This is a genomic window from Microbacter margulisiae, assembly GCF_014192515.1.
GTDB lineage: Bacteria > Bacteroidota > Bacteroidia > Bacteroidales > Paludibacteraceae > Microbacter > Microbacter margulisiae.
Genome location: NZ_JACHYB010000001.1, coordinates 1,000,110 through 1,013,573, shown reverse-complemented (window position 1 = coordinate 1,013,573; position 13,464 = coordinate 1,000,110). Strand labels below are relative to the sequence as shown.

Below are 13,464 nucleotides of genomic sequence, written 5' to 3'. Positions count from 1 at the left end.
CTCTTTTGAGGTCATTGATTTTTTAGTTGCTCTCCGGTTTTACCAAATCTGCGCTCTCTGTTTTGGTAATCATAAATGGCTTTACAGAAATCTTCCTTTCTAAAGTCTGGCCATAAGGTTTTTGTAAAATACAATTCAGTATAGGCTAATTGCCACAGTAAAAAGTTGCTTATTCTTAACTCTCCACTAGTGCGAATCAATAAGTCAGGATCAGGAATATTTTTTGTAGTCAAATGATTTGAAAATACTTTATCGTTTATTAAGTCTGGCGATAGGGATCCTGCTAAAGCTTCCTGACATAATTGTTTAGTGGCACTCACAATTTCCCAACGGGCTGAATAGTTGAGAGCCAATACTAAAGTTAATCCTTGGTTATTTGCTGTTAATGACATGGATTCATCCAGTTTTTTCCAAACTGTTTCGGATAGACGCGTTTTATCTCCGATCATTAAAAGCCTTACGTTATTTTTATGTAACGCCGGCGTTTCTTGCTCTATCAAGGTCGCAAGCAATTCCATTAATGCATCAACCTCACTACTTGGCCTTCCCCAGTTTTCAGTTGAAAATGTATAAAGAGTTAAGTACTGGATACCTAATTCAGAGGCGATTTCGACTACATCCCTTACCGAAATAGAAGCTTGCTGATGCCCATAGATACGACTGAAACCTTTTTGGGTTGCCCATCTTCCATTTCCATCCATAATTACAGCTACATGATGCGGCAATCTGGTTTTGTCTATTTGATAAAGTGTCGAGTTTTCCATTCTGAATGACTAAAAACCTTTTAATAATCCTGTTCTGCATGAACAACGTTTCGTATAGAAGGCAAATGTGAGTGATACAGATAATACAGAAAAATAATCGTTATTTAAAAACAGAGATTTGTTCAGGGTATATGGATTGTTTAATGGAGCTACTCCTTCAAAATCATCTGCAAAAGTTTTATTCATGGTCCATTGACAATTTAAATCCCAACGACTATTTAGTTTGAATTTAACTCCTAGACCGCCAGTTAACACTGATGTGGCTGATTGGTAAGAATAAGAAACAATTCCCACACCACCCAGTATGTAAGGATCAATGGTTGAACTTTCAAGGGTTAGATTGTATCGGTCATAAGAAAAAAAATTAAATTCAATGTGAGCACTTGAGAAGAAATACGAATTTTTAAATGATTGTTCTGTCTTATTTGATTGATTTATATATTGTCCAGTTATACTACTGCGTAACCCTTCAAAACTTATTGCAACGCGTGTATTTAAGGGGAATCGTATGACTCCACCCCATGCAGGCTTATCGTTTCTAAACCATGTGCCATTAGCATCTCCAAGATAGAAGGATGACCCAACAGTCGGCCCAATTTCAATGGTTGGTTCAAAAGCTTGCGCTACAGTGAGTTGGCCTGTAAATAAAACTATCAGAAAAACAATTGTTTTTTGAACCATTTATACTGTGTTTTTCAGTTCTGCTAACTTTTTTGTTCCACTTTGCACAAGGATTCAAATCAAAAAATTGATACAAAAGTAGCAATTATCTTGCTATGCCGTGAGATACAATTTCTTTTCGAGAATTATTTAACATAATATCACAAACTCATTCCTCTATTGATTCAAATTTGTAGAATTCATTACAATTGACCTTTTGTCGATTAGCATACTGGAGTTTATTAGTTAGCGCTTCCATTCAAAGCCGTCTTTTGTATCCTTAACTTCAAATCCAAGTTCTATGAGTTTATTACGGATATTATCAGCTGTTTGCCAATCTTTTTTTGCTTTTGCTTCCAATCGTAGGGTTAATAACAAATCTACTGCTTTATGATAAGCTTCTGTTGATTCGTCGGCGGAAAGATCATCAGAGGTTAAGCCAAAAATATCTTCTACGAATGTTTTCATTGTGGCTTTTAATTCTACCAAATCATTTAGAGAGATCGAGGCATGACCATCATATATGGAATTAATTGCTTTTACAGCTTCAAATAAGTGAGCAATGGCAACAGGGCTATTTAAATCATCATTCATAGCTTCTTCGCATCGCTGTTGTAATCCTTTTACATCAACAGTTGAAGTTACTGAGGCTTCAAGTTTGTGTAATCTTTTGTAGCCATCCATCAAACGTGAAAATCCTTTACTGCTTGCCAGGAGTGCTTCATTGCTGAAGTCAAGCGTGCTTCGGTAATGCGCCTGCAAAATGAAGAAACGAATACTCATTGGCGAAAATGCTTGATTTAAAAGAGGATGCGAGCCGGAAAATAGCTCTTCTAAAGTAATGAAATTCCCGAGCGATTTTCCCATTTTTTGACCATTAATAGTTATCATATTGTTGTGCATCCAATAATGAACTGACTCATGTCCTAAAGCAGCTGTCGATTGGGCTATTTCGCATTCATGGTGAGGAAACATTAGATCCATTCCGCCTCCATGAATGTCAAAAGTCTCACCTAAATATTTAGTTCCCATGGCAGAACATTCCAGATGCCAACCGGGGAAACCCTCACTCCAGGGAGATGGCCAATGCATTAAATGTTCTGGACTGGCTTTTTTCCAAAGAGCAAAGTCAATTGCGCGACGTTTTTCCTGTTGCCCGTCAAGATTGCGGGTTGCATCCATCAGTTCGTCAATGTTTCTTCCCGATAGTTTCCCATAATGATATTTCTGGTTGTATTTTTCAACATCGAAATAGACAGATCCTGCGCTTTCGTAAGCTAGTCCACTGGCTAAGATTTTCTTTACAAATTCTATTTGTTCTATAATATGCCCTGATGCATGAGGTTCAATGCTTGGAGGAAGCACATTAAGTGCACTCATTGCCACATGATATCTATTGGTATAATACTGAACTACTTCCATGGGCTCTAATTGTTGTAGACGGGCTTTTTTCCCAATTTTATCCTCGCCTTCATCTGCATCATTCTCCAAATGTCCCACATCTGTTATGTTTCTTACATACCTTACTTTGTAGCCTAAGTATCTAAGATAACGAAATAACACATCAAAAGTAATAGCTGGACGAGCATGTCCTAAATGAGCATCGCCATAAACTGTTGGGCCGCAGACGTATAATCCAACATGGGGAGAATGCATAGGGTGGAAAAGTTGTTTTTCTCTTCCTAAAGTGTTATAAATAAAAAACCTATCTTCCATATGAGCTGTCTTTATTACATGTGAAATAAATGTTTGTTTTGTTTGAAGTTTACTTTGATGATCTTCTTATTGAAGTCATCTTGACTTTTTCTGTTTAGTAATTTTCTTAAGTAGTATCACGATAAAAGCGATAAGGTTAAAGCTTTGCCAACTGGAGCAAGTAACATCAAATCTGTTCAATAGAGATCTGAAACTATCCATCCATGCATTGGTTCTTTCTATGCAATAGCGTTGCTGATAGAGCAATTCATCGAAGAATATATCATCCGTATGTGCTGCGTTACGCCAGTTAATAGCGATGTTGGGTATTATTTCATGGGAAGAACAGAATTCTCTGAACTCCGCAGAGTCAAAACCTGCATCGGCATTAAGAAAAAGACCATCAACTCTTATATCGGAGTTATTCAGCGAATCAATAATGTCGGTAAAACGTTCTTTAATTTGATGTAAATCATTGTGATTCCCTTCTATCGGGTCTGATATGGCCAATGGGATACCTTGTCTGTCTGTAAGATAAAGAGCATTGGTAGTCTTCCTTTTCTTCCGACCCTGATAAGCAACCTGTTCTCCTCCACGTAATGCGGGGGTATGGCTGCCATCCAAATCAACACTGGACATGTCCAATGAGGCTCTGTATTTATTCAATAAACCAAACCAGATTTGTTGTAACACTCCTGATTTACACCATGTACGAAAATAACCGAAAACAGTCTTATAATGCAATACGACATTAGAAAATAAACTTTTAACGGGCAACATATGCCATTGACAACCTGTTTTTAATTTGTACAATATGCAGTTAACAATCTCGGCGATATCACACTTTGTCCTGAACCCTCTCTTGGGTACAGGGATGAATGGCACTATTTCTTTATTTATTGTATCTTTGTCGAGTACTAAGTACATGGGGAAGAGTGGTGTTTTATAGTTTTGCTTTTCATAAAACGGCTCTTCCCTTTTTTTAGTATTTAAAGCTTGTAAAAGTCAAGACGAATTCATTTAATTCAAATGAGCAAAAGTCTGTATCAATTAATTTAACAACAAAGGTACAATTATTTTCATTACTGAAACTAAGGCTGTGTCTGTAGTAGCTTTGCTTTGACCTTCAAATAATTTCAAAGAAGTTATTGTTTCAGAGAAAAATCTCAATTAAACAGAGGAATACTCTTCCAGTTTGCATGAATAAGAGCTTTAAATATTGTATTTGGAAAGCTAGATAGTCAAAAAAAAGTGTACATTTGCACTTTGTTTTGATATAAAAGTATGACGAAAAGTACATTCACCGGGATGGGCGTAGCCCTTATTACTCCTTTTAAGAACGATGAATCTGTTGACTTTGATGCTTTACAACGTTTGGTTGAGTATCAAATTAAAAATGGTACTGATTATTTAGTCGTTTGTGGAACTACAGCTGAAACAGCAACATTAACGGATGAAGAAAAAGAGGCTGTTACCCGCTTTGTCGTTTCAGTGAATGCCGGGAGATTACCTATTGTTCTTGGTATTGGTGGCAATAACACAAGGGCTGTTATTGATAAAATACAACATCAGAACCTAGAAGGCATTGATGCTATTTTGTCAGTGACTCCATATTATAATAAACCGTCACAGGAAGGTTTGTATCAACATTTCAGATCTATAGCTCTGGCATCTTCCTTGCCAATTATTTTATATAACGTTCCAGGGAGAACTGGCGTCAATATGTCTGCTACTACTACATTGCGTTTAGCAAACGATTATAAAAATATTATTGCCGTTAAAGAAGCGTCGGGAATTTTTTCTCAAATTGATGATATTATAAAAAACAAACCAGATAATTTTGTAGTTATATCAGGTGATGATGGAATTACTTTCCCGTTAATTACCTTGGGCGCTGTAGGGGTAATTTCGGTTATTGGTAACGCATTCCCATATGAATTCAGCCGTATGGTAAGGTTAGCTTTAAATGGACAATATGATGCTGCACGTGAGATCCATCATCGTTTTACTGAGTTGATTGCGCTATTATTTGTCGATGGAAATCCTGCTGGTGTTAAAAGTATGTTGTCTGTAATGGGTATGATTGAAAATAAATTGCGTCTTCCTTTGGTACCGACGACCATTACAACATTTGAAAAGATTCGTACTGTATTAAACCAGTTAAGTATTAAATGCTGATATTGGCAATGGAATTGCGTGTCGCTGCTATTTATTGATATCTACCTATAAACAACTCCTAAAATTAGAAGTTATGACAGATGTGAAACAAGTTCTGAAGTCGGCTGAAACTAAAATGGCCGCTTCTATAAGTTTTTTAGATGAAACGTTTGCACATATTCGGGCTGGTAAAGCCAATCCCAGAATATTAGATGGCTTACATGTGGAGTATTATGGCAACCATGTACCTATTAGTGCGGTAGCTACGATTACAACACCTGATGCTAAAACGATTACGATTCAACCATGGGAAAAGGCTATGATAAGTGTAATCGAAAAAGTTATTATGGCATCTGAAATAGGGATCACTCCAATTAATAACGGAGAAGTCATTCGTTTATCCATACCTATTGTAACTGAAGAAAGACGTAAGCAATTAGTAAAACAGGCTAAACATGAAGCTGAAGAAGCTAAAGTCAGCATTCGGACTGCAAGACGAGATGCTATTGATTTAGTTAAAAGAGCAACTAAAGATGGTATGCCTGAAGATGAAGTGAAAGATGCTGAAAATGAAGCACAAAAGATTCATGACAAATTTATAAAGAAAGTGGATGAGATGCTTCTGGCTAAGGAGAAAGAAATTATGACTATATAAATCTATTGGTTTACGCCATAAAAAAACGTCTCTATTTTTATGATAGAGACGTTTTTTTATTTATATATTTTATTTACAATAGATTACCATCTGTTGTTGCGGCGTTCGTTCCCATAACCACCGCTATTTCTGTTGCTAAATTCTCTACGAGGACGTTCTTCACGAGGTTTTGCTACATTAACGTTAATAGTCATTCCATTGACTTCTGATTGATTGAGCGCCTCAATAGCTTTATTTGCTTGATTGTCATCAGGCATTTCAACAAATCCAAATCCTCTGGATTTTCCTGTAAACTTGTCAGTAATTACCTTAGCAGAATCTACTTGCCCATAAGCTTCAAAAACTTCTCTTAAGCCGTTGTCATCAACTCCATAGCTGAGATGCGAAATGTAAATGTTCATTTGATAAATGATTAAAAAATATGAATACTAAATTATGCTATTGAGAACAACCTTACTTAAGAAATCGCTATCAACCATAATCCGTTGCAAAGATAGTCTATTTTTGTCATTTGGTGCAGGTTGGGCGAAAAAATCTTCCTTTTTGCGTTGATTTTAATATAAAAAAACATAAATGTTGTATTGGCGGTATTACTAAGGCAAATGAAAACAGTTGTTTTATGCCTCATGACTGCTAAACAATAGTTTTTTGTTTGAATGAGTCATGATGAGTAAAACAAATTTATCCTCATTCGAAGATAAATTTTATCCATATATCGTAATATCCTGTTTTGTTGTGATTAATATTTATCTTTGCCTTGAAATGTGTTTATGATAGGTTGATAAGATATTGATTCATTGCTAGTGAAAGATATTTACAAACATTTATGTGAGCGGGAAGATATTCCATTGTTTCAACAGGCATGGTGGATGGATACTGTATGCATCAAAGGTGACTGGGATCTGTTTCTTTATAAAGTGAATAATGATATTGTGGCTGCTATGCCTTTCCATTTTCGTAAAAAATTTGGATTGAAATTTATTATTGAACCTCAGTTAACTCCTTACAGCGGCATTTGGATAAAACCTAATCAGCCTTTTCTGTTGAGGAATCAATATGAGCTTGAGAAAAAAATTGTTACATATTTTATAGAAGAACTTTATAGATTCGGTTTTGTGTATTATTTGCAGACATTTCATCCTTCTTTTACCAATGGGTTACCTTTTTATTGGAAAGGATTTGGACAAACTACACGCTATTCATTCGTTATAGAGGATATTTCTAATCCAAAACTGGTTTTTGAAGCTTTTAGCAATCGGAAAAAGCGAGATATCCGTAAAGCTGAAGCATCCTTAATGATTTCTTTTGATCTGAATCCGAATGCATTTTATGAATTTACCCAGATGGTTTGGGCTCAGCGGAAAAAGAAGCTCTCATATTCTTGGGAATTTTTTTGTCGAGTGGCGACTACTGCTTTGGAAAGAAATCAGGGAATAATAATGGCTGCTCATGACGATCAGAATAAATTGCATGCTGCACTTTTTGTGGTTTGGGATAAACGAAGCGCATATTGCTTGACATATGCCATTGATGAAAGTTACAAAGGTTCGGGAGCGCTCAGCTTGTTAATTTGGAGCGCTATTCAATATCTTTCGGATAAAACAATTGCTTTTGATCTGGAAGGTAGCATGATAGAGTCCGTAGCAGATTCTTATGTGCAATTTGCCAGTAGCAGGTTGTCCTATTTTGAAATAAAAAAAACGAATCTCCTAGTTGATTTGTTGATGAAATTCAGGAAATAAATACTCTTCAAATTTTTAGGCTATCACCATTTGGTATATTTTCAAAATTTGTTTTGCAACTATATCCGGATGTGCCAAAGCAAGTGCAGTTCCTCTTATTTTTTTTATGTCGAACTCCTGATAATGTTCAATCATTTTCAACATAGCTTTAGCAAGCATTGGAGGATCATTAACAGGAACACGATATCCGACATTTGAAGTCAGCATAACTTCGGGGATGACTGCTGTTCCCACGACAGGTAAGCCTATGCACATTGCTTCCAGAGTGGCAATAGATTGTGACTCTTCACAGCTTGATAATACGAAAGCATCGGCATTGTACAATAAACTTCTGATTCCTTCCGGTGATTGCCATCCCAATAATTCAATTTTATCGTGATGGATGGTTGCGCGCATTAATTGTTTCCCTAATTTTGTATTAAATCCATTTCCTGCTATATGTAACTGTACATTGGGATTATGTTCACAAAGTATGTCAAATGCTTGAAATAAGATATGATATGCTTTGGCTGGTACATTAGAATTCGCAGCAGCAAAAATAAAATTATCGTGTTTAGTGAGTTTCAATTGGCGTAAACTAAAAAAATCAACATCCAAGAGGTTGGAGACACAAAATAGGGGGACATCAGTCTGGAGAAACTGTCGAATACCATCCAAAACTTCGTTTGAAACTCCGATAATAGCATCAGCATGATTGTATGCTGTTCGTATTTTATGATTAATCCAATCATCCGATTTCATTTTATCAATAAAATCAGAGTTTGGATTCAGTTTGCCGGAATGTTCGGTGATAATATAAGGAATTTGATATTTTTCTTTGATGATGGAACAGGCGTATCCAGCGCATTGCCAACCATGAGCGTGAATTAAATCAGGTTTACCATTTTTTTTAATGTATGCCGATACCCTATTTACTGTTCCTTTGATCCATCGTTCTAAATTTATTTTGTTTGTTTTTGGGATGTTGCGTTGGTATGTGCGATATATAGGAATGCCGTTTTCTTCTGTCATGTGCTCAAAGGGAGAATATCTGATATTGAATGCAGCTTGAAAAGGTAATATGACATGTGCGATAATGACCGGGTCGATTCCTGATTTTTTTAATGCAACACTCTGTTCCATACAAAACTCACCACCTCCGAATGGCATGAAATAGGAGGGGAGCTGTACTATGTGCAATGGTTTATTCATAGTCATTGAAGTGTTCGTTTACGGGTTATATAGGGTTGCAAAAAGTGAAAGATGAATTTTGCTCTGCTAAAAAGGGTGACCAATGCAAATTTTCGATCTTTCCGCCATGTTAGTACAAAAGGAAATGTTTTTGCAACACGACAAGCATAGTCAAAATCATTATGTTTCCAAGCGATTAGCAATTGATCGCTTTTGTGGATATATTCATTTTTTAGCAAACTGGATTTTTGATTTTCTCTTGCTTTTTGGATAAAAAAGAGACGAATACGATAAATAGACTCACGAAATTGAAGTTCATCATGTTGTAATATTGGACGGCGTACACTTCCGGCTTTCCAGGTATAAACTGTTGTGACGTCTGATAGAAATGTTCCTGTTGATGTAAGGCTAAATTGCAGAAATAGAGGTAAGTCAGGAGTTAAGAAATGATTTTCAATGAATCGTTGGAATAATGCGAAATCGAATATTTCTCTACGAAACATGATGGTAGATGACGTGATCGCCTGATCAAATAATGTTTCTTCGAATAAATTATTCGAGGGTTTGTAGTGTTTCATTCCTTGAATCAGGGTGTGGTGTTGTTCATCGGAATAATAAAAATCGGTGTATACAAATCCCACCTGATCTTTCTTCAGGATAGCCAGTTGTTTGCTCAACTTTTCTGGATCAATCCAGTAATCATCTCCTTCTAAAATAGCAATATAAGGCGCAGATGCCGCTTTTATCGCCTGATACCAGTTTGACAGGACTCCTCGGTTAATTGACGAACGGATGAACCGGATAAGAGCAGGATAGTTTGTCTGGAAGTTTGTACATATCTGAGCTGTTCGATCGGTAGATCCATCGTCGCTGATTATTATCTCTATACCAGCATCTATTTTTTGTGCAAGAACACTTTCAATAGTGCGTTGGATATAATGTTCCTGATTATAGGTGATTATGCAAACGCTGATAATATTTTCTATTATTGCCATGAGAGAATAAATGTAGAGCCTCCTATTTTAACCGCCAGGGACATATTGCTATTTTGCTATTTAGCTCTAACTGGAATCTATAAGCAAAAATAGGCAAAATTTTTGTTTGTAGTGTGTCTTTTTTTGAACAAAAATCAGCTACGAATGAAGATGATTTAGAAAAAAAGAGTATCTTGCACTGGTTTTTTACCGTAAAATAGCAACGCTTAAAAACAAAGGTGTTATGTCGTATTTGAAATTTGATAAAAGCAGTTTGACTAATTTAGAAAAGTCTTTACGTAAGGAAATTCTGAGAACTAATAAATCAGGAGCCTATAGTGCTACTACATTGGTTGATTGCAATACGCGTAAATATCATGGCTTATTAGTTGTTCCAGTCCCTGAATTAAGTGATAGTAATCATGTCCTGTTATCATCTTTAGATGAGACTGTTATACAACATGGAGCTGAGTTTAATTTAGGTGTGCATGAATACGAAAATAATTTTTATAGTCCTAATGGGCAGAAATATATCCGGGAATTTCATCTTGAAACAGTTTCAAAAACCATTTATCGTGTAGGTGGCGTTATTTTGTCGAAAGAGCGCATTTTTATTTCTCATGAAAATCGTTTTGTGATTCGCTATACCCTTCTTGATGCTCATTCTCCTACAACGCTTCGTTTTCGGCCTTTTCTGGCTTTTCGTAGTGTACACGAGCTTTGCATTGAAAATGATGTGCTGAATGATAGTATAAATGATGTAGCGAATGGCATATCGATGTGTTTATACCAGGGTTATCCAGCTTTGTATATGCAATTTTCAAAAAGTAATCAATTTGTATCTGATCCTCATTGGTATAATGGAATTAAATATTTCAAAGAACAGGAACGGGGATATGATTACAAAGAAGACTTGTATGTCCCAGGTTATTTTGAATGTGCAATAAAAAAAGGAGAAGCACTTGTTTTTTCGGCAGGGACCAGCTCTGTAGAACCGAGGACTCTTTTTAAATTATATGATGATGAAGTAGCTAAGCGTACCATAAGGAGTGATTTTTTTCACACTTTGAAGAATGCGGCTCAGCAGTTTTATTTGAAATCTGGTGATAATTATTATTTGCTGGCAGGTTATCCGTGGTTTAAAGTAAGGGCGCGAGATGAATTTATTGCGCTTGCAGGAGCTACCCTGGTGATTGATGACAGGGATATGTTTGAGAAAATTATGCAAACGGCTTCTGTTACCATTCTTTCTTTTTTAGAGGGTAACCTTATTGAAAAGAATCTATATGAGTTAGAAGCTCCTGATGTTCTGTTGTGGGCTATTCGTGCTATACAGTATTATGCTGATTTTTATGGAATAAAAGATACAACTGCAAAATATGGAGATTTGATTCTTTCTATTATAAACTTCATTCGGAAGCAGAAACATCCAAATCTATTTTTGCATGAAAATGGACTTCTCTATACCAACGGAAATCAAAAAGCTGCAACGTGGATGAATGCTACTGAAAATGGAATTCCTATAATTCAACGTAGTGGGTATATAGTTGAAATTAATGCATTATGGTATAATGCTTTGAAATTTTCTGTTCAAATTGCGACAGAACAAAAAGATGAATATAATGCTGATTTGCTTGATTATCAGTCAGAAGTTACTAAGCAATCTTTTGTTGATGTTTTTTGGAATGGTACATACTTGTATGATTTTGTTGATGGACAAAATGCTAATGTTGAGGTCAGGCCTAATATGGTTATGGCTGTTGCATTACCTTATTCTCCCTTAGATAAAGAACAACAAAAATCGGTACTTGATTTGATAACCAGAGAACTATTGACTCCTAAAGGATTGAGGACATTAAGTCCTAAAAGTTCACTTTATAGACCATTTTATGTGGGAAGTCAATTGCAACGGGATCGTAATTACCATAATGGTCCGGTTTGGCCATGGTTGGCGGGGGCTTTTGCTGATGCTTACCTGAAGATTTATAAACGTAGTGGATTTTCGTTTATTGAAAGACTTTTAATCGGTTTTGAATCAGAGATGAAAGAATTATGCGTCGGAACACTTTCGGAATTGCATGACGGAAATCCTCCTTTTTTAGGTCATGGGGCAATGTCGTTTGCAATGAGTGTTGCCGAAATTTTGCGTATTTATCGTATCGTTTATATTGATCAAATTCAGCTATAGAATGGAGAAGAAAGATAATTTAAAATAAGCAAATTCAGCTAACTTAAGCGATGTTCGAGGTTGTTATGCCTCACTTACTTCAAAATTTTAATTACCCCGTTTTTCTAGCAATTTAATACACGAATATATGAAAGCACTGATGTTCGGATGGGAATTTCCTCCTCATATTTTAGGCGGTTTAGGTACAGCTAGTTATGGCTTAACCAAAGGAATGTCTTTGCAGCAGGATATGGAAATAACATTCGTAATTCCAAAAGCGTATGGAGATGAAAATCAGCGTTATTTGAAAATTATTGGTGCTTGTTTTATCCCCGTTGTCTGGAAAGATGTAGATTGGAATTTTGTGCAAGAGCAATTGGGTCAATTTATGTCACCTGATGAATTTTATCACTTGCGTGATCATATTTTTTATGATTATAGACGCATAGGAACCAATGAGCTGGGATGCATCTCTTTTTCCGGACGGTATCCGGATAACCTATTGGAAGAAATTTCTAATTATGAGGCTGCGGCAAGCGTAATTGCACATACATATTCATTCGATATTATTCATTCTCACGATTGGTTGACTTATCCGGCCGGAATATTTGCCAAACAGATTACAGGCAAACCTCTGGTGATTCATGTACATGCAACAGACTTTGACCGGAGTAGGGGGAATGTCAATCCTATTGTTTATAATATAGAAAAACGGGGAATGGATGCTGCTGATCATATTATTACAGTGAGTGATCTGACTCGCAATATTGTAATTGATAAATATCATATTGATCCGAGAAAGGTGACGACGGTGCATAATGCAGTTGAACCTTTGTCAGACGTTGATACCTTTAAAAAACTACCACATAAGAATAAGATTATTACATTTCTAGGGCGCATTACTATGCAAAAAGGACCTGAATATTTTGTTGAATCTGCTGCACGAGTTTTGCAAAAAACCAAACATGTTCAGTTTGTTATGGCAGGCAGTGGCGATATGATGAATGCTATGATACGCTTGGTTGCTGAACGTGGTATTGCTGACAGATTCCATTTTACAGGCTTTTTGAAAGGCCGGGATGTATATGAATTGCTTGCTCAAAGCGATGCTTATGTAATGCCATCTGTTTCGGAACCCTTTGGAATATCTCCATTAGAAGCCATGCAAGTGGGGACTCCTACCATTATATCCAAACAATCCGGTTGTGCGGAAATTCTCACTAATGCAATTAAAATTGACTATTGGGATGTAGAAGCAATGTCCGACGCCATGTATTCAATTGTCAAATACCCGGCAATGTACAGGCATTTACACGAAGAAGGACTGAAAGAAATCAACACGATTAAATGGGAATATGCCGGACAGAAAGTACGAAATATATATAATCAGGTATTGGGATATCACTAAGCATTCAAGCAAGTCTCTTATTCTTCTTTTCGATCAATCCAATTTCGCAATAATAAGCCATTTCTTATTAGA

The 13,464-nt window shown here is 36.2% G+C and carries 12 protein-coding genes; 5 read left to right on the top strand and 7 right to left on the bottom strand.

The features are described from left to right. Positions 1–11: 11 nt before the first annotated feature. The 4 genes from uppS to FHX64_RS04145 all read right to left on the bottom strand — a co-directional run bounded on the left by uppS (position 12) and on the right by FHX64_RS04145 (position 4,046). Positions 12–764 carry an undecaprenyl pyrophosphate synthase gene (uppS, locus tag FHX64_RS04160; RefSeq protein ID WP_183412562.1) on the bottom strand — a complete coding sequence of 251 codons (753 nt, stop codon included), beginning with the start codon at positions 762–764 and terminating at the stop codon, positions 12–14. Positions 765–773: 9 nt separating this feature from the next. After that, positions 774–1,445 (bottom strand): type IX secretion system protein PorG, encoded by a 672-nt coding sequence (porG, locus tag FHX64_RS04155; protein WP_183412561.1) that lies wholly within the window; start codon positions 1,443–1,445, stop codon positions 774–776. A gap of 225 nt (positions 1,446–1,670) precedes the next feature. Further along, entirely contained in the window at positions 1,671–3,140 is a 1,470-nt protein-coding gene (cysS, locus tag FHX64_RS04150) for a cysteine--tRNA ligase (RefSeq protein WP_183412560.1), read from the bottom strand. A 75-nt stretch (positions 3,141–3,215) separates the two neighbouring features. Continuing rightward, positions 3,216–4,046 (bottom strand): IS5 family transposase, encoded by an 831-nt coding sequence (locus FHX64_RS04145; RefSeq protein WP_183411862.1) that lies wholly within the window; start codon positions 4,044–4,046, stop codon positions 3,216–3,218. A 357-nt stretch (positions 4,047–4,403) separates the two neighbouring features. Here FHX64_RS04145 and dapA point away from each other — a divergent pair, with 357 nt between their 5' ends. Next, positions 4,404–5,297: a 4-hydroxy-tetrahydrodipicolinate synthase gene (dapA, locus tag FHX64_RS04140; RefSeq protein WP_246392292.1), complete on the top strand. Its 894-nt coding sequence runs from the start codon at positions 4,404–4,406 to the stop codon at positions 5,295–5,297. 73 nt (positions 5,298–5,370) lie between these two features. Continuing rightward, positions 5,371–5,931, top strand: coding sequence for a ribosome recycling factor (gene frr / locus FHX64_RS04135; RefSeq protein ID WP_183412559.1), 561 nt, complete (start codon positions 5,371–5,373; stop codon positions 5,929–5,931). A gap of 83 nt (positions 5,932–6,014) precedes the next feature. On the opposite strand, the gene FHX64_RS04130 is transcribed toward frr, so the two are convergent. Next, positions 6,015–6,332 (bottom strand): RNA recognition motif domain-containing protein, encoded by a 318-nt coding sequence (locus tag FHX64_RS04130; RefSeq protein ID WP_183412558.1) that lies wholly within the window; start codon positions 6,330–6,332, stop codon positions 6,015–6,017. Between the two features lie 402 nt (positions 6,333–6,734). Between FHX64_RS04130 and FHX64_RS14380 the strand changes: the two genes are divergently transcribed. Beyond that, a complete protein-coding gene (locus FHX64_RS14380) occupies positions 6,735–7,673 on the top strand; it encodes a GNAT family N-acetyltransferase (protein WP_183412557.1) in 939 nt (312 codons plus the stop codon). Between the two features lie 15 nt (positions 7,674–7,688). Here FHX64_RS14380 and FHX64_RS04120 read toward each other — a convergent pair whose 3' ends face one another. Both FHX64_RS04120 and FHX64_RS04115 read right to left on the bottom strand, forming a co-directional pair. Beyond that, the gene (locus FHX64_RS04120; RefSeq protein WP_183412556.1) at positions 7,689–8,864 is read right to left on the bottom strand and encodes a glycosyltransferase; all 1,176 of its coding nucleotides are present in this window, start codon (positions 8,862–8,864) and stop codon (positions 7,689–7,691) included. A 2-nt stretch (positions 8,865–8,866) separates the two neighbouring features. Further along, complete coding sequence (locus FHX64_RS04115; RefSeq protein WP_183412555.1) at positions 8,867–9,838, bottom strand: glycosyltransferase family 2 protein; 972 nt, start codon at positions 9,836–9,838, stop codon at positions 8,867–8,869. A 223-nt stretch (positions 9,839–10,061) separates the two neighbouring features. Here FHX64_RS04115 and FHX64_RS04110 point away from each other — a divergent pair, with 223 nt between their 5' ends. Then, positions 10,062–12,005, top strand: coding sequence for a glycogen debranching enzyme N-terminal domain-containing protein (locus FHX64_RS04110; RefSeq protein ID WP_183412554.1), 1,944 nt, complete (start codon positions 10,062–10,064; stop codon positions 12,003–12,005). A gap of 127 nt (positions 12,006–12,132) precedes the next feature. Next, positions 12,133–13,392 (top strand): glycosyltransferase, encoded by a 1,260-nt coding sequence (locus FHX64_RS04105; protein ID WP_183412553.1) that lies wholly within the window; start codon positions 12,133–12,135, stop codon positions 13,390–13,392. The last annotated feature ends 72 nt before the right edge of the window (positions 13,393–13,464 follow it).

What these genes read in the sequence shown, in the direction of transcription:
- uppS (WP_183412562.1), bottom strand. Translation starts at nt 764, where the DNA reads ATGGAAAACTCGACACTTTATCAAATAGACAAAACCAGATTGCCGCAT.
- porG (WP_183412561.1), bottom strand. Translation starts at nt 1,445, where the DNA reads ATGGTTCAAAAAACAATTGTTTTTCTGATAGTTTTATTTACAGGCCAA.
- cysS (WP_183412560.1), bottom strand. Translation starts at nt 3,140, where the DNA reads ATGGAAGATAGGTTTTTTATTTATAACACTTTAGGAAGAGAAAAACAA.
- FHX64_RS04145 (WP_183411862.1), bottom strand. Translation starts at nt 4,046, where the DNA reads ATGTACTTAGTACTCGACAAAGATACAATAAATAAAGAAATAGTGCCA.
- dapA (WP_246392292.1), top strand. Translation starts at nt 4,404, where the DNA reads ATGACGAAAAGTACATTCACCGGGATGGGCGTAGCCCTTATTACTCCT.
- frr (WP_183412559.1), top strand. Translation starts at nt 5,371, where the DNA reads ATGACAGATGTGAAACAAGTTCTGAAGTCGGCTGAAACTAAAATGGCC.
- FHX64_RS04130 (WP_183412558.1), bottom strand. Translation starts at nt 6,332, where the DNA reads ATGAACATTTACATTTCGCATCTCAGCTATGGAGTTGATGACAACGGC.
- FHX64_RS04120 (WP_183412556.1), bottom strand. Translation starts at nt 8,864, where the DNA reads ATGAATAAACCATTGCACATAGTACAGCTCCCCTCCTATTTCATGCCA.
- FHX64_RS04115 (WP_183412555.1), bottom strand. Translation starts at nt 9,838, where the DNA reads ATGGCAATAATAGAAAATATTATCAGCGTTTGCATAATCACCTATAAT.
- FHX64_RS04110 (WP_183412554.1), top strand. Translation starts at nt 10,062, where the DNA reads ATGTCGTATTTGAAATTTGATAAAAGCAGTTTGACTAATTTAGAAAAG.
- FHX64_RS04105 (WP_183412553.1), top strand. Translation starts at nt 12,133, where the DNA reads ATGAAAGCACTGATGTTCGGATGGGAATTTCCTCCTCATATTTTAGGC.